Annotated in this window: 15 protein-coding genes, 1 other RNA gene and 1 pseudogene; 8 read left to right on the top strand and 9 right to left on the bottom strand. The window is 70.9% G+C overall.

Annotated elements, in window-relative coordinates:
* Positions 1-59: 59 nt before the first annotated feature.
* The 4 genes from JEQ17_RS32645 to JEQ17_RS32630 all read left to right on the top strand — a co-directional run bounded on the left by JEQ17_RS32645 (position 60) and on the right by JEQ17_RS32630 (position 3,098).
* Complete coding sequence (locus JEQ17_RS32645; protein ID WP_200398593.1) at positions 60-1,166, top strand: ImmA/IrrE family metallo-endopeptidase; 1,107 nt, start codon at positions 60-62, stop codon at positions 1,164-1,166.
* Positions 1,163-1,699, top strand: a complete 537-nt coding sequence (locus JEQ17_RS32640; protein WP_200398592.1) for a hypothetical protein — start codon at positions 1,163-1,165, stop codon at positions 1,697-1,699. The genes JEQ17_RS32645 and JEQ17_RS32640 overlap by 4 nt, the downstream gene beginning before the upstream one ends.
* A gap of 482 nt (positions 1,700-2,181) precedes the next feature.
* Complete coding sequence (locus tag JEQ17_RS32635) at positions 2,182-2,532, top strand: antitoxin VbhA family protein (RefSeq protein ID WP_200398591.1); 351 nt, start codon at positions 2,182-2,184, stop codon at positions 2,530-2,532.
* Positions 2,529-3,098 carry a Fic/DOC family protein gene (locus JEQ17_RS32630; protein WP_200398590.1) on the top strand — a complete coding sequence of 190 codons (570 nt, stop codon included), beginning with the start codon at positions 2,529-2,531 and terminating at the stop codon, positions 3,096-3,098. The genes JEQ17_RS32635 and JEQ17_RS32630 overlap by 4 nt, the downstream gene beginning before the upstream one ends.
* 236 nt (positions 3,099-3,334) lie before the next feature.
* Here JEQ17_RS32630 and rnpB read toward each other — a convergent pair.
* From rnpB to JEQ17_RS32600, 5 genes and pseudogenes are all read right to left on the bottom strand, one after another.
* Positions 3,335-3,741: RNase P RNA component class A (rnpB, locus tag JEQ17_RS32625), an RNA gene on the bottom strand.
* A gap of 142 nt (positions 3,742-3,883) precedes the next feature.
* Positions 3,884-4,666: pseudogene (locus tag JEQ17_RS50910) on the bottom strand (DMT family transporter); the annotation flags it as partial.
* Positions 4,667-4,685: 19 nt separating this feature from the next.
* Positions 4,686-5,528, bottom strand: coding sequence for an AraC family transcriptional regulator (locus tag JEQ17_RS32610; protein WP_200398583.1), 843 nt, complete (start codon positions 5,526-5,528; stop codon positions 4,686-4,688).
* Between the two features lie 310 nt (positions 5,529-5,838).
* Positions 5,839-6,348: a TetR/AcrR family transcriptional regulator gene (locus JEQ17_RS32605; RefSeq protein ID WP_200401846.1), complete on the bottom strand. Its 510-nt coding sequence runs from the start codon at positions 6,346-6,348 to the stop codon at positions 5,839-5,841.
* Positions 6,349-6,421: 73 nt separating this feature from the next.
* Positions 6,422-6,898, bottom strand: coding sequence for a DUF4260 family protein (locus JEQ17_RS32600; RefSeq protein ID WP_234048463.1), 477 nt, complete (start codon positions 6,896-6,898; stop codon positions 6,422-6,424).
* Between the two features lie 199 nt (positions 6,899-7,097).
* Between JEQ17_RS32600 and JEQ17_RS32595 the strand changes: the two genes are divergently transcribed.
* Both JEQ17_RS32595 and JEQ17_RS32590 read left to right on the top strand, forming a co-directional pair.
* Positions 7,098-7,877, top strand: a complete 780-nt coding sequence (locus tag JEQ17_RS32595) for a MerR family transcriptional regulator (RefSeq protein WP_200398581.1) — start codon at positions 7,098-7,100, stop codon at positions 7,875-7,877.
* On the top strand, positions 7,874-8,581 hold the full coding sequence (locus JEQ17_RS32590; RefSeq protein WP_407700106.1) for a hypothetical protein: 708 nt from the start codon (positions 7,874-7,876) through the stop codon (positions 8,579-8,581). The genes JEQ17_RS32595 and JEQ17_RS32590 overlap by 4 nt, the downstream gene beginning before the upstream one ends.
* Before the next feature lie 3 nt (positions 8,582-8,584).
* Here JEQ17_RS32590 and JEQ17_RS32585 read toward each other — a convergent pair whose 3' ends face one another.
* Positions 8,585-10,030 (bottom strand): RNB domain-containing ribonuclease, encoded by a 1,446-nt coding sequence (locus JEQ17_RS32585; RefSeq protein WP_200398580.1) that lies wholly within the window; start codon positions 10,028-10,030, stop codon positions 8,585-8,587.
* Positions 10,031-10,155: 125 nt separating this feature from the next.
* Between JEQ17_RS32585 and yaaA the strand changes: the two genes are divergently transcribed.
* Positions 10,156-10,938, top strand: coding sequence for a peroxide stress protein YaaA (yaaA, locus tag JEQ17_RS32580; protein ID WP_200398579.1), 783 nt, complete (start codon positions 10,156-10,158; stop codon positions 10,936-10,938).
* A gap of 275 nt (positions 10,939-11,213) precedes the next feature.
* Positions 11,214-11,870 (top strand): bifunctional 4-hydroxy-2-oxoglutarate aldolase/2-dehydro-3-deoxy-phosphogluconate aldolase, encoded by a 657-nt coding sequence (gene eda, locus JEQ17_RS32575; protein WP_200398578.1) that lies wholly within the window; start codon positions 11,214-11,216, stop codon positions 11,868-11,870.
* A gap of 86 nt (positions 11,871-11,956) precedes the next feature.
* On the opposite strand, the gene JEQ17_RS32570 is transcribed toward eda, so the two are convergent.
* From JEQ17_RS32570 to JEQ17_RS32560, 3 genes are all read right to left on the bottom strand, one after another.
* Positions 11,957-13,318, bottom strand: coding sequence for a bifunctional RNase H/acid phosphatase (locus tag JEQ17_RS32570; protein ID WP_200398577.1), 1,362 nt, complete (start codon positions 13,316-13,318; stop codon positions 11,957-11,959).
* Positions 13,319-13,400: 82 nt separating this feature from the next.
* Entirely contained in the window at positions 13,401-14,144 is a 744-nt protein-coding gene (locus JEQ17_RS32565) for a zinc ribbon domain-containing protein (RefSeq protein ID WP_200401843.1), read from the bottom strand.
* Positions 14,141-14,980 (bottom strand): Nif3-like dinuclear metal center hexameric protein, encoded by an 840-nt coding sequence (locus tag JEQ17_RS32560; RefSeq protein WP_200398576.1) that lies wholly within the window; start codon positions 14,978-14,980, stop codon positions 14,141-14,143. Before JEQ17_RS32560 ends, JEQ17_RS32565 begins: the two co-directional genes overlap by 4 nt.
* Between the last annotated feature and the right edge of the window lie 5 nt (positions 14,981-14,985).

Genomic DNA, 14,985 nt, shown 5'->3' with positions numbered 1-14,985 from the left:
TGCGCACAAGACCACCCTTTGCCTTGTCGGCTGTGCAATCGACGGGCTACTGTCCGCTGATGCCCAGCACTTCCGACCGTGTTCGAAACCTGATGGAGCAATCAGGTCTGAACCTCGACGCCTTCGCCGAGCGAGCAGACCTGGAGGCCCCGCAACTCGCCGAGTCACTCAGTGGCGCGAGCCCCTTCTCCGTAGTCGACCTCGCATGCATCGCCGAGGCATTCGACGTCTCGATGGACTTCCTGCTCACCGGGGCCGAATCCCCGCTCTCTGTCGCGGCGAGGACCACCACGGGCGAGGCCGCACAGGCCCTGGAGGCAGCACGGGAGTACACGTCCCGGCGCACCGATCTGGGCACGCTCGGCTACCCACAGCCCTGGCGGCCCGTCGCCGAAACAGCTCCCGCAGTCGGCAGCTACACGGCAAGGGCAGAGAGCCTGGCGCAAGCAGCCCTTGGGGAGACCGCGCGCCACAGCCGCTCGATCTCCGAGGGCGATCTGGCGGAACTGATCGAGGACGTCTTCGGTGTCGATGTAGCCGTCGTCCAGCTCGGCGACGGCTTCGACGGCCTCACGGCAACCACCGACGACGCCAAGCTCATCCTCCTGGCCGCTACGTCCAACCCCGCACGTCAGCGCTTCACCCTCGCCCATGAGCTCGGCCACCTCCTCGCCGGCGACAACCAGGATGTCCACCTCGACCGGGACATCTTCGCGCCCGCTCAGCGGCGGGATCCGAGCGAGCAGTGCGCGAACGCCTTCGCATCCGCCTTCCTCATGCCCGAGGACACCCTTCGAAGAGGCATCAAGGCCACTGGCCTGACCCCCGAAGGCTTCGCCTCCCTGGCCTGCGAACTGATGGTCAGCCCCAGCAGCCTGGCGTACCGGATGCTCCACTTGCGAATGATCGACTCCGGCATGTGCGATGGCTTCAAGCGGATGACGGCCGTCGAGGCCGCGGAACTCGCCGGTCGCGGCGAGGAGTTCGACAGGCGCGCAAGGCTCTCGCAGCAGTCCCGGCTACCCGGGCCGCTCGCACGCGACACACTCGCTGCCTACAAGGCCGGCAAGTCCACCCTGCGCCCCTACGCCACATTGCTCGGCGTCGATGTGGATGAGCTCAGGAACAGGATCGAGACGGAGCAGGGCAACGGCGGTGCCGCATGAGTGAGTTCCTGTTCCCCGACAACACCGTCCTGTGCAACTTCGCCGCCATCGAGCGCCTTGAAATCCTCCGCGAAGTACTCGGCGGGCGCGGCAGATGGACCCAGAGCGTCGCGCAAGAAGCCCGAAGGTCGGCACGTTGGCTCCCGGCCCTGCAGAACATCCCGCTGCAGGGCTGGCTCGGCGAAGCACTCAGAGTCACGGATGCGACGGACGCGGCCCGCATCCGCCGCATCCGCACCGCCGTGTTCGGCGGCTCCGACAACCGCCCCCTGCAGCACCTCGGCGAGGCCGAGACCTGCTACGTCATCACGCACTGGGCCGAGTTCGAAGACGCCTGCTGGATATCGGACGACCGAGAGTCGCTGAACTACGCGCGCGAGCAGGGTCTGCGTACAGCGGAGACACTCGACATGATGCAGCAGGCCGTCAAGGCAGGCTTGATCACTGCACAGGACGGCTTCGACCTCATGCAGAAGATGCAGGACGAGGACCGCCACCCCCGAATGCCCAGATCGGTCACCGAACTCGCATAGCTCCCGGGGCCATGCCGGTAGCAACTCCTTCACGGCGAGTCCAGCGGCCCGTGGCGCGCTTTGAAACACAGAACTCCGCGTCCTGGACCAGGCCAGAGACGATCCCCGGGATACGCCGAAAATTTCAAGATCATTGCACAACCCTGCGGGAGCTTCCGGGAAACCACAGGTCACAGCGGGCAGACCACGAAAGCGAAAGACGGCCCTGCTCCGGGGAAAACCCCAGGCCAGGGCCGTAAAAACAGACGAGCCAAGCTGTACGCCGGGGAGAGTCATCGCAGCGCTATGACCTGCGTGAACGTGCGGGGAGGGCGTTTCCGTGGCTACCTTGGTGGCTATGCGAGGAGGCGCCCCGCCCATGGGGACAGCCGCCGGGACGGGATGGTGGGGATACCTCCACGGCTCGCCCAAGGCGGGACACTTGCCGGAATCCGTACTAGAATCTGTACAGAATCAAGCCTCTATACGGGTACGGAGACAGCGTGGAGATCCCTGAGGTCGTGACCGTAAGCGACGCGCGCGCGAGACTTTCGCGGATCCTGACCGACCTGTCGGAGTCCGGCGCGGATGCCGACCCGGTCCTGATCGGCGCCCACCGCAAGCCCCAGGGCGTCCTCCTGTCCGTCGAGGCATTCGAAGCCCTGAGCGGCCGAGCGGCACGACGTGCGGCCGTCGCCTCGGCCACCGGCTCCATCGAGGCCGAGGGACTCCAGGCCTCCAATGTCTCAGACCACGACACCGAGGCGTACGTGAAGGGCGACCTCGACGCGGACACCCTTGTCGCGCGCGCGATCGCCCGCCACCGACAGACTTCGAAGCGGCGGGCAGGGTGAACGATCCGTACGCCATGCCCAACGGCGTGCTGCGCAACAACCTCGGCATCACCGACCATCACCTGCTCGCGGCAGCGGAGGCGGACATCACCCGGGCGCGCCTCGTCATGCTCGCCGAACGCCCGCTACCCGGCGCGTACGACCTCGGCCATCTCCAAGCATTCCATGCCGCGGTCTTCGGTGACATCTATCCGTGGGCAGGCGAGTTACGCAAGGTGAACATCGCCAAGCGCACACCATTCTGCCCGGCGAGAAACCTGGTGCCCTACGCCGGAGAGGTCTTCGGCCGTCTCGCCTCCTCCGGCCAGCTTCAGAATCTCCCCCGCCAGGAATTCGTCATCCAACTGGCTACGTTGTACGGCGACCTGAACGTCCTCCACCCGTTCCGCGAGGGCAACGGCCGTGCCCAGCGGGCGTTCCTTGCCCAACTCAGCGCCGACGCGGGATACGCCCTCAACTGGTCGGGCATAGACCCTCAACGCAACGAGGACGCCTCGGTGAAGAGCTTCCTCGGTGACAACAATCTGTTGGAACAGCTACTCGACGAGCTGGTCACCAAGAACTGACGCCCGTCACTCCGGCTAGCAAAGATCCTCGGAACAGGGCGCATCTTGACCGGGGAGTGCCTCCCCCAGCTCCGTCCACGCCCACCTTCGACCCTGCGAAGCGTGGCTACCTTGGTGGCTACGTACGTAGCCGCGCGGTCCTGTTTGAAACGGTACGGAGCGGGGTCCGCCCAAACCCCCGGATCTACGAGAAAGGGCCTCTGACCATTACTTTCGCTGGTCAGAGGCCTTGGTGGCAGACGAGTCGGGCTGTACGCCGGGTTCTGTCTCCCGGTCGCCTCGCGGCGGCCGGGGAGACGGCCATCCATCTAGGGCCGGCGTTGCCGCCGGCCTCGTGCGGTCTACCCGCGGACTCGGGCGGGCCGCCCTCGAACGTCCGCGCAGAGCGCGTGTTACCGCGCTCCTCTTGACCTTGCTCCGGGTGGGGTTTACCTAGCCGCCTGAGTCGCCTCAGGCGCTGGTGGTCTCTTACACCACCGTTTCACCCTTACCCAGCGCCGAAGCGCTGGGCGGTTTGCTTTCTGTGGCACTGTCCCGCGGGTCACCCCGGGTGGCCGTTAGCCACCACCCTGCCCTGTGGAGCCCGGACGTTCCTCGGGAAGCGCCCCCGAAGGGGACTCCACGCGGCCGTCCGCCCGGCTCGTCTGCCGTGTCGACCATGGTACCGGGCCCGCGGCCGGCTCCGCTCCAGCGGGCGGCTCGTCCGGCTTCCTCTGCCCCGCCGTCGCCAGGAACGAGCCCAGCAGGATCAGTGTGAACGCCGCCACCACCCCCGCCGTCAGCTCCTCGTCCAGGAACAGCACACCCGCCGTCACCGCCACCGCCGGGTTGACGTACGTAAAGACCACCGCCCTCGTCGGCCCCGCCTCCCTGATCAGTTCCAGGAAGACCACGAAGGCCAGTGCCGTGCAGATCACTCCCAGGCCCGAGAGGGACGCCAGGACCGAGGGGGACGGGAGCGACGACGGTCGTGTCAGCGCCGCCGCCGGGGCGTACACCAGCGCCGCCAGGAGCAGGCACGGGGCTATCAGTTGCAGGGTCGGGACCGGCTTCAAGTAGCGGGCCATGATCAGCGGGGCCGTCGCGTAGCCCACCACCGTCACCAGCATCTCCGTCAGGGCCCGGGCGTTTCCGCCCGTCAGGTGTGGGGCCGTCAGGACCGTCACGCCGGCCAGGCCCAGCCCCAGGCCGACCATGCGGCGGATGCCCAGGCGTTCCGTGTCTCCGAAGTAGCGGGCCAAGAGGATGCCGACGATGGGTACGCCCGCGATCAGCAGGCCCGCCGTCGAGCTGGAAAGGTGGCGTTCCGCGTCGGTCAGGGTCCACCAGGGGCCGATGATCTCTATGCACGCGAACGCCAGCATGGGGCGCCAGTGCGCTCGTACGACTCCCACCAGGTTTCCCTGGCGGATCGCGAAGGGGAGGAGCAGTGCCGCGCCCAGCGCACATCGTGTGAACACCACCATGGACGCGGACATGCCACCGTCCACCGCCACTTTGATCATCAGGTAGGGGATGCCCCAGAGCACTCCCATCAGGGAGAAGAGAAACCAGCCGCGTGCAGTCATGCGCGCAGTCTCGGCCTGGTCAGCGGCGGGTGTCTTGAACGCTGTTGCGGTACGCCGCCGGGGTCACGCCCAGTACCCGGCGGAACCAGCGCGTCAGGTGCGCCTGGTCCGCGAAGCCGACCAGGGCCGCCGTCTCGGCCGGACGGTGGCCCTTCTCCAGCAGGCAGCGGGCCCGGTTCACGCGGTGCTGTGCCAGCCAGGCGTACGGCGGCATCCCCGTGCTCGTACGGAAGGCTCGGAGCAGTTGGTAGCGGGACAGGTCCAGGTCCGCGGCCAGGGCGGAGAGGGAGGGTGGGGAGAGGAGTTCGTCTGCCAGGCGGGTCCGGACCGTCTCGGCTATGCGGTTCGCGCCCGGCAGCGTGTCGGACACCGGGCGGGCCGTGGAGTGGCGGCGAGCCAGGGCCGTGAGCAGCCACGGGATGCGGGATTCCGCCTCCAACGGGTCCGGGCAGACGCTCAGTTCGGTGTGTGCGAGGCGCAGGGCGGCGGCCAGTTCGGGGTCGTCGAGGAGGGGGTCGCGGAAGTGCGGGATGCCGTACGTGCCTTCGGTGAGCAGCGGGACCTCGGCGTACAGGGCGCGGTAGGCGTAGCCGTCGGATGTCGCCGGGCCGCCGGTGTGCATCTCGCCGGGCGCGAGAACGACTATCGAGCCGGGGCTCGGCTCGATCCGGCCGCCTCGGTAGTCGATGATCTCGGAGCCGCCGACGCAGACGCCGATGGTGAACTCCTCGTGGGCGTGCGGCGCGTAGCGGTGACGGTCGAAGCGGGCGGTGAGGAGGTCGAGGGGGCGGCCGCCTCGGCCTAGCGTCGCCCGGGTCCAGACGGCCTGCTCGCGGCCGGCCACGGGCTCACGCCCACTCATCGGCTCACTCCCGGCCACGGACTCACGCCCACTCACCGGCTCGCGCCCGGCGCGCGATTCGCGCCCAGCCACCGGCTCACGGCCACCCGTCGGTTCGCGCTTGGCCGTCCGGTCGGGCCAGACGTCCGGCCGGGTCCGCCTGGCAGTCCAGGCGCATCCGTCTGCTCGGACCGTCCCGCCCGCCCTGGCACACCTGTCCGTCCCGGCCCGGACGTCTGCCCGTGCCCAGACGTCTGCCCGTGCCCGTCCGGCCCGTGAAGCCCAGCCGCCCGCTCACCATCACCCCGTGCCCCCATGGCGTCGTACCTCCTCAGGGGTGCAACGCCCGCGTGCCCTTCTTCCATGCCCCGGCCAGGTCGGCGCCGTCCGGAAAGCGGCCGTGGATCTCCAGGATCACCATCCCGTGGGCGAACGCCCAGGTCGCCCGGGCCAGGTCCATGTCGCCGCCGCAGGCCCGGACGAGGGGCGCGGCGGCGCGGTCCTCCAGGCCGGGAGGGAGGAAGGCGCGGGGCAGCGGGCGCTCGGTGGCCAGGCAGTAGAGGTGGGGGTGTTCGAGGGCGTACGCGCGATACGCCTCGGCCAGGGCCGGGATCGAGCCCGGTGCGTGTGCCTCGGCCTCCTCCAGCGCCGCCGCGGACTCGGCGAGCATCTGCGCGATCAGCTCGACCTCTACGGCCGACTTGTCGGGGAAGTGCTTGTAGAGGGACGGGGCCTTGATCCCCAAGTGGTCGGCGAGGGCCCGCATCGTCAGCGCGGCAGGGCCCGCCTCCTCAAGCAGCGCCCGGGCCGCCGCGACGATCGAACGGGCCCGTGGCGACAGCCCACCGCGCCCGAGCCCACCGCCCTGGGCGCCTTGAGCGCCCTCCCGGTCAGCGACTTGGGTGCCTTGCCGGTCAGTCACGCTGGAAGCCCTCCTTCGTCCGCAGGCCGTAGCCGAAGGCGCGATCGTACGAGATGTGGGCCAGCCAGCCGCACAGGGCCGCGAAGGCCGGGGCCCAGGTGACCGGGCCGAAGGCGTAGAGCGTCATGAGGGCGAGCGGGACGAGCGCGCGGTGGGCGGCGTTGTAGTACGGGACCGCGCGGGGCTGGAGCCGGCCCTTCGCCATTCCGCGCGCGTCGCCGATGCCGACCAGGAACGTCAGGTCGGGCGCCATGAAGAACACGACTGCCAGGAGTCCCGCGAGCCAGCCGTGGTTCACGGCTTCGAGTACGGCGAAGGCCGACCAGAAGAGGGCGTTCAGCAGCCATGTCGTGCGGCGGACGACCGGGAGAACGCGACGGCCTCGGGGGGCGGTGGCCATGCCGGCGGCCTCCGCTGCCTCCGCGGTGTCGGCAATGCCGGGCGCGGCGGTGGTGCTCCTCGTGCTCATTGCTGCCTCCTGCGGCTGGGCGGTCGTTCAGTCGGGCTGACCGTCGTGGTGTCCTCGTACGGTCGAGGCTAACGGCGTTAGCCTCGACCGTACGGCTAACACCGTTAGCCGTCAAGGGGTGACCTGTGATCCCCGACCCCGACCCGCCAGGAAGGCCGTCGCTTGACCTTGCCGCAACGTCAACGTTTCTACTGAGGGCATGCGGATCGGAGAACTCGCCGCGACCGTCGGCGTCACGACGCGGACCGTCCGGCACTACCACCACCTCGGGCTGCTGCCCGAACCCGAGCGGCGCTCCAACGGCTACCGCGACTACGGCCTGCGTCACGCGGTCGTGCTCGCCCGGATCAAACGGCTGACCGAGCTGGGGCTCGGTCTCGCCGAGGTGCGGGACGCCCTCGCGGACGACGCGGGGCGCGATCTCGCCGAGGTGCTCGCCGAGCTGGACGACGATCTGGCCCGCCAGGAGGCGGCGATCCGGGAGCGGCGGCTGCGGCTGCGCGCCCTGCTGGACGGGGGCGGACTGCCCGCCGAGGGACCCGTGTCTCCCGAACTGGCCGCGATCTTCGGCGAGTTGACCCGACACCCGGAACCGGCGATGGCCGCCAAGGACCGCGAAATGATCGCGTTCCTGGAAACGGTCGCGGCCCCGGAGGACCGTGAGCGACTGCTGTCCGCGATGCGTGCCGCCGCGGACGTGCCCGGTGTCCTGGAGCGGACGCACGAGGCGTACGCCCTGCTCGACGCTCTCGTCGACGTCGACCCGGCCGACCCTCGCGTCGAGGAGGCCGCCCGTACCCTCGCCGACTGCCTGCCGGACGAGGCCCTGGAGGGCATGGGCCTCGGTCAACTCGACCTGGAGGGAACCGACATGAACGGCAACGGCAGCTTCTTCCGCGCCTTTCTCGACGACTTCGCCCCCGCGCAGGCCGCTGCGGTCCGCCGGACGATCGAGCTGCTCGTCGAGCGTGCACGATGAGCGCGGCGGACACCGCGGCGGACACGGTGACGGTGACGACGGCGAGCGGTGCGCCGGCCGACCGCACGCCGGCGACCGGCGCCTTGCGGACCTTGCGGAGCGTACGGACCATGCGGCGGCTCGTCACCCACGAGGTGCGGTTGCTGGCGAGCATCGCCCGGTGGGTGGCCCGGCGGCCGCACGGCATCGGGGGCGGGCGGGCCTTCTCGTACGGGCGTGGCCAGGGCGCGATGATGTTCGGCTTCGGTTTCGTGTGCGTGCTCGAAAGCGCCTGTATGGCGGTGCTCCTGCGGAACCATCCCGCTGTCCACCGGGTCGTGTTCATGCTCGACGTCTACACACTGCTCCTGGTCGTCGGCATGCACGCGGCCTCCGTGACCCGTCCGCACGTGCTCGACGACACGGGAGACGAAGCCGTCCTGCGCGTCCGCCGCGCCGTCCACGTCGACCTGCGCGTGCCGCTCGCCTCGATCGCCTCCGTACGCCGCGAGTTGGTCACCACGCACGAGAAGCGCGACGGCCGGCTCGACCTGGCCATCGGCGCGCAGACCACGATCACACTCGAACTCTCCTCCCCCGTACGGCACTTCACCTTCCTCGGGCGCCCCAAGGACGTAACCACGATCCGCTTCCACGCCGACGAACCCGAGGCGCTGGTACGGGAGATACGCGCGGCCCGGACCCCCGTACAACAGCTCACGTAGGGCTCACGCGGGAGCGAACAGCACCTTCGCCGAGCCCGGGTCGGCCTGGGTGAGCCGTACCCGCAGCCGCTCCCCCAGCGGCAGCCTCCCGGCCCCCTCCTCGCTCTTGATGCGGGCGACGACGGCGGGGGACTCCAACTGGACGGTTCCCACGGTGGGTTCGCGTTCCTGTACGTCCACGACCGTGCCGTCGAAGAGTTCGCCGACGCGGTCCTTGAGCAGCGCCGCCTCGACGATGTCGACGCACTCGCGCTCGACCGTGCCCGCGCGGCGCGAGCCCTCGGCCATCCGCTTCGGCAGGTCGTCGAGGGCGGCGAGCACCCACTCCGGCGGTTCGTCCCCGGCTGCCGCCGCCTGGCACAGTTCCGAGGCGTAGCGGTCGGCCAGGCGGCGGAGCGGGGCCGTGCAGTGGGTGTAGGGCGCGGCCACGGCGGCGTGGGTCGTGAGGTCCGGGGTGACACCGCCACGGAAGACCGTGTAGCCCGCGCCGCGCAGCAGCGTCGTGCACTCCTGGAGGAAGGCCGCGTGGTGGGGCAGGTGCGGGTCGAGGGTACGGATCAGCTCGGCGTACGAGACATGGTGCGGCCAGTCGATGCGCAGCGCCCGCGCGGTACGCCTCAGCCGGCCGACCGCGCCGTCGGGCGCTGCCGGGAGCGTCCGCAGCACCCCCGTGCCGTGCGCGAGCATCAGCTCGGCCGCGGCCATGCCCGTGAGGAGGGAGATCTGCGCGTTCCAGCCGTCGGCGGGAAGCGGGGCGCGGTAGGCGAGTTCGTACGTGCCGTCGCGCTCGGCGATCTCCTGCTCGGGGACGTTGAGGGAGATGCCGCCGCGGGCCACCTCCTGTTGTTCGCGCAGGAGTCCGACGTCCTTGAGGAGGGCGAGCGGTTCCTCGGCGGTGCCCGCGTCGAGCTGTTTCTGCACGGACTCGTAGTCGAGCTTGGCGCGGCTGCGGACCAGGGCGCGCCGGACGTCGGTGGCCGTGGGGCGGCCGTCCGCGTCCAGGTCGATCGTCCAGAGGACGGCCGGGCAGGTCTGGCCGGGCAGCAGGCTCGCGGCGCCCTCGCTCAGTACCGGCGGGTGGAGGGGGATCTTGCCGTCCGGGAAGTAGAGGGTGGTCACGCGGCGGTGGGCCTCCGCGTCCAGGGCCCCGCCGGGTACGACGAAGGCAGCGACGTCCGCGATGGCGTACCGCACGCGGTAGCCGTCCGGGCGGCGGGACAGGTGCATCGCCTGGTCGAGGTCGGTGGACGTCGGCGGGTCGATGGTGAAGAGGGGGATGTCCGTCGCGTCGTACGCCGGAAGCGTGGGTTCACGGGCGGCCCGTTCCGCCTCGGCGAGCACCTGCGGCCCGAAGGACTCGGGCACGTCGAGCTCGGTGCGCAGTGCGCGCAGCGCGGCCCGCAGGGGCGCCTCGGCTGCGCCGGTCACACGAATCTGGCGGCGGGGCATAGGGCGAGCGTATGGCGGGGTGGGGCGAGCGGCACCCCGTAGGCTTGCGCGTACCCCTCTCACGTACCGAATGCCGTACCGAACGTCGTACCGATGCCGTACCGAACGCCCCAGGGAGAACCGCCGTGCTTGTGCTGCTGCCGCCGTCCGAAGGAAAGGCTCCCTCCGGGCGGGGCGCGCCGTTGAAGCCGGAGTCGCTGTCGCTGCCGGGGCTCGCCAAGGCGCGGCAGGCGGTGTTCGAGGAACTCGTCGAACTCTGCGCGGGCGACGAGGAGAAGGCCCGCGAGGTGCTCGGGCTGAGCGAGGGCCTGCGCGGCGAGGTCGGCAAGAACACGGAGCTGCGGACCGCGGGGGCGCGGCCCGCCGGGGAGATCTACACGGGGGTGTTGTACGACGCCCTCGACCTGGCCTCGCTCGACACGGCCGCCAAGCGGCGGGCGGCGCGCTCGCTGCTCGTCTTCTCCGGGCTGTGGGGCGCGGTCCGGGTGACGGACCGGATTCCCTCGTACCGCTGCTCGATGGGTGTGAAGCTGCCGGGGCTCGGCGCGCTGGGTGCGCACTGGCGGGCGCCGATGGCCTCCGTGCTGCCCGAGGCGGCGGGGAACGGGCTCGTGCTCGACCTGCGGTCCTCTGCGTACGCGGCCGCGTGGAAGCCGAAGGGCGAGGTCGCGGGGCGTACAGCGAGCGTACGGGTGCTGCACGCGCCGACCCGGAAGGTCGTCAGCCACTTCAACAAGGCGACCAAGGGGCGGATCGTCCGCAGCCTCATGCAGTCCGGTGCCGTGCCTTCGGGGCCCGCCGAGCTGGTGGAGGCGCTGCGGGATCTCGGGTACGTGGTGGAGGCGGCGGCTCCTGCGGGGGCTGGGCGGGCGTGGATGCTGGACGTTTTGGTGGACGAGATTCACTGAGCGGGCGGGCGGCTTGCTCGGCGTTCAGAATTCAGACGGCTTGCTCGGCACCGGCGACGCCCCCCTTGCTGAGCACGCGGGGCGATTTGTCGGGCGCCCGCATTGCTCCCTGCTGAGCACCCGCGACGCCCCTTGCTGAGCACGGGGGCCGATTTGCCGGGCACCCGCGGCGCCCTCCTGCGCTGAGCACGTGGGGTTCGCTGGGCGCGAGCCTGACCGTTGCAACATACGCAACGAGCTTTGCGCATGCTGCGGGGCGCGGGCAGGATGAGCGCATGGTTTCGCCGCTGCCCTCGTCGTCGCTGTCCTCGTCCGTGCTCGAACTGGCGCCCGTCGTCCCCGTGGTCGTCGTCGACCACGTCGCGGACGCCGTGCCGCTGGCCCGCGCGCTCGTCGCGGGCGGGCTGCCCGCGATCGAGGTGACGCTGCGGACGCCGGTGGCGCTCGACGCGATCCGGGCGATCGCCGACGGGGTTCCGGAGGCGGTGGTCGGGGCCGGCACGGTCATCTCGCCGGAACAGGTGGCCCAGTCGGTGGCCGCCGGGGCACGTTTCCTGGTGAGCCCGGGCTGGACGGACGTACTGCTCAATGCCATGAAGGCGTCCGGGGTGCCGTTCCTGCCGGGGGTCTCCACGACGTCTGAGGTCGTGGCGCTGCTGGAGCGGGGCGTGAGTGACATGAAGTTCTTCCCGGCCCAGGCCGCCGGCGGTACGGCGTACCTCAAGTCCCTGGCGGGGCCGCTTCCTCAGGCCCGCTTCTGCCCGACTGGGGGCATCGGGCCGGCCGTCGCACCGGAGTATCTGGCGCTGCCCAACGTCCTTTGCGTGGGCGGGAGTTGGATGCTGCCTGCTGACGCGATAGCGGGCGGGGACTGGGGACGGGTGGAGACTCTGGCAAGGGAGGCCGCGAGCCTGGGGCACCCCTCCAGCTGAGGCGCGCCCCTTCAGGGGCGCGGGGAACTGCGCGACCAGCCCCCACCGGCCCGCGGTCAACCCACCACCCGAGCCCAACCCCCGCTCTAGCGCAACGCTGACGTCTCATTGAGGAGACGCACGCTCGCATTGCCGTCCCCGTAATACGCCACCACCGACAGCGACGCCGCCGACAGTTCCATCCGGAACAGCGCCTCCGGCGGGGCACCCAGGGCCAGCCGTACAAGGGTCTTGATGGGCGTGACGTGGGAGACGACAAGTACCGTGCGGCCGGTGTGCGCCGCGAGCAACTTGTCGCGGGCCGCGCCCACCCGGTGCGCCACCGCCTCGAAACTCTCGCCGCCGCCGGTGGGTTCGGCGTCCGGGGAACTCAGCCAGGCGGTCATGTCGTCCGGGTACCGCTCGCGGACCTCGGCGAACGTCAGTCCCTCCCAGGCCCCGAAGTCCGTCTCGCGGAGGCCGTCCTCGATACGTACGTCCAGTCCGAGCCGGTCCCCGACGATCGCCGCGGTTTCGCGGCAGCGGGCGAGGGGGGACGAGATGACGTCCTGTACGGTCCCGCGGGCGGCTAGCGCGGTTGCGACGCGGTCGGCCTGGTGGCGGCCCGTGTCCGACAGCGGGGGGTTGCTGCCGCCGCTTCCGGAGAACCGCTTCTGGGGGGTCAGGGGGGTTTCGCCGTGTCGGAGCAGTACGAGGGTGGTGGGGGTGCCGAGGTCTGGAGGCGCGCCCCCTGCGGCGGCCGGTGCGTCGGAGGCCACGTTCCGTGCGGCTCGGATGTCGTTGGCGTGGGGGGTGCTGACGGGAGTTGTCTGGCTGCGGGCCCGTTGTGGCTGGTCGCGCAGTTCCCCGCGCCCCTTGAGGGGCGCCACCGAACCCGGCGCTGCCAGCGACCCCTGTGCGTCAGTGGTGCTCGCGGGAGTCGTCTCGCTGCGGGCCGGTGGGGGCTGATCGCGCAGTTCCCCGCGCCCCTTACGGGGCGCTGACCTCGCGGCCCCCGCATCCGTATCCGCAGTCGGCCTCGACGGCGACCACTGCTCGCCCCTCTTCCCCGCGTCCATCGCCTCGTTCGCCAAGCGGTCCGCGTGCTTGTTCTCCGCTCGGGGGATCCACTCGTACGTGACCTGGTCGGCCGGGAGGATCGAGCGGGCCTCGGCTGCCAGGGGGCGCATCGCGGGGTGTTTGATCTGCCAGCGGCCCGACATCTGCTCGACGACGAGCTTGGAGTCCATGCGGACGCGCACGGTGGCCGTGGGGTCGAGGTCGCGGGCCGCGCGGAGGCCCGCGACCAGGCCGCTGTACTCGGCGACGTTGTTCGTGGTGACGCCGAGGTACTCCGCCGCCTCGGCCAGCGTCTCCCCCGTCGCCGCGTCGATGACCACGGCTCCGTAGCCCGCGGGCCCCGGGTTTCCCCGGGAACCCCCGTCCGCCTCGACGATCAACTCGCGCAAGCCAGAAGCTCCTTACAGACCCGAACAGGACTCCGCAGACCCCTACAGACCTCTACAGACCTCTACAGACCTCTACAAACGCCTACAGGCCCGACTCCGACGTGCGGATCAGGATTCGGCGGCAGTTCTCGCAGCGCAGGACCGCGTCCGGGGCCGCCGCCTTCACGTCGTTCACCTCGGTGATGTTGAGCTCCAGGCGGCAGCCCTCGCAGCGGCGCTGGTAGAGGCGGGCCGCGCCGACGCCGCCCTGCTGCTCGCGGAGCTTCTCGTAGAGCTTGAGCAGGTCGGCGGGGACGGAGCCCGCGATGACCTCGCGCTCCTTCGTCGCCGACGCGGCCTCGCCGTCGAGGGACTCCTGCGCGGCGTCCCGGCGGGCCGTCGCGTCGTCGATCTTCGACTGGACGGACGAGACCCGCTCGGTCAGTTCGGCGACCCGCTCCTGCGCGGACTCGCGGCGCTCCATGATCTCCAGTACGACGTCCTCCAGGTCGCCCTGGCGCTTGGCGAGGGAGGCGATCTCTCGCTGGAGGTTCTCCAGGTCCTTGGGGGACGTGACGGCACCCGAGTCGAGGCGCTGCTGGTCGCGCGAGGCGCGCTGGCGCACCTGGTCGACGTCCTGCTCCGCCTTGGTCTGCTCGCGGGAGCAGTCGCTCTCCTCGGTCTGCGAGGCGACGAGCAGGTCCCGCAGCTGCGTGAGGTCCTTGGTCAGCGACTCGATCTCGGCGTGCTCGGGCAGCGACCTCCGCTTGTGCGCGAGCTGCTGCAGGCGGGCGTCGAGGGACTGGACGTCGAGGAGTCGGATCTGGTCGGCGGGCGCGGCGTTCAGTTGGGGGCTCCAGGTGAAGGGGAGTGGGAGTTCCACGGGTCGGTGACCGTCTTCGAGACATGGACCCGCAGGTCCCAGCCGTGACGGTCGGAAATCTCGTCGAGCTGGGCGGCGGCCAGCTCGCACCAGGGCCACTCGGTGGCCCAGTGCGCCGCGTCGAGCAGCGCGAGGGGACTGTGGGCGCGGGCTTCCGACGCCGGGTGGTGGCGCAGGTCCGCGGTGAGGAAAGCGTCCACGCCGGCGGCGCGTACGTCGGCGAAGAGGCTGTCGCCGGAGCCGCCGCTGACCGCGACGGTCCGCACCAGCGCCTCGGGGTCGCCCGCGACGCGGATGCCCTGCGCGGTGGCGGGCAGCCGCTCGGCGGCGCGGGCGGCGAACTCGCGGACGGTCAGCGGGTGGTCCAGCTCGCAGACCCGGCCGAGGCCCCGGCGGCCGTCGGCGTCTGCGGGGTCCGGCACGAGGGGGCGTACGACGCGGAGGTCCAGGGCTCCGGCGAGGGCGTCGCTGACGCCCGGGTCGGCGCGGTCGGCGTTCGTGTGGGCGACGTGCAGCGCGATGTCGTTCTTGATGAGGGTGTGCACGACGCGGCCCTTGAAGGTCGAGGCCGCGACCGTCGTCGTACCGCGCAGATAGAGCGGGTGGTGGGTGACCAGCAGGTCGGCGTCCAGCTTCACCGCCTCGTCCACGATCTCCTGGACCGGGTCGACGGCGAAGAGTACGCGGGAGACCTCCTGGTCGGGGTCTCCGCAGACCGTCCCGACCGCGTCCCAGTCCTCCGCGCTCGCGGGGGGCCAGAGAGCGTCGAGCGCGGCGATGACTTCAGACAGACGGGGCACGAACA

The sequence above is a fragment of the Streptomyces liliifuscus genome, from assembly GCF_016598615.1.
Taxonomy (GTDB): Bacteria; Actinomycetota; Actinomycetes; order Streptomycetales; family Streptomycetaceae; genus Streptomyces; species Streptomyces liliifuscus.
The sequence above is the reverse complement of the archived record's forward strand: the minus strand, read 5'-3'. Positions and strand labels throughout refer to the sequence as shown.

Coding starts and splice junctions, on each gene's coding strand:
- JEQ17_RS32645 (WP_200398593.1), top strand. CDS start 60: ATGCCCAGCACTTCCGACCGTGTTCGAAACCTGATGGAGCAATCAGGT.
- JEQ17_RS32640 (WP_200398592.1), top strand. CDS start 1,163: ATGAGTGAGTTCCTGTTCCCCGACAACACCGTCCTGTGCAACTTCGCC.
- JEQ17_RS32610 (WP_200398583.1), bottom strand. CDS start 5,528: ATGAGTGGGCGTGAGCCCGTGGCCGGCCGCGAGCAGGCCGTCTGGACC.
- JEQ17_RS32600 (WP_234048463.1), bottom strand. CDS start 6,898: ATGAGCACGAGGAGCACCACCGCCGCGCCCGGCATTGCCGACACCGCG.
- JEQ17_RS32595 (WP_200398581.1), top strand. CDS start 7,098: ATGCGGATCGGAGAACTCGCCGCGACCGTCGGCGTCACGACGCGGACC.
- JEQ17_RS32590 (WP_407700106.1), top strand. CDS start 7,874: ATGAGCGCGGCGGACACCGCGGCGGACACGGTGACGGTGACGACGGCG.
- JEQ17_RS32585 (WP_200398580.1), bottom strand. CDS start 10,030: ATGCCCCGCCGCCAGATTCGTGTGACCGGCGCAGCCGAGGCGCCCCTG.
- eda (WP_200398578.1), top strand. CDS start 11,214: ATGGTTTCGCCGCTGCCCTCGTCGTCGCTGTCCTCGTCCGTGCTCGAA.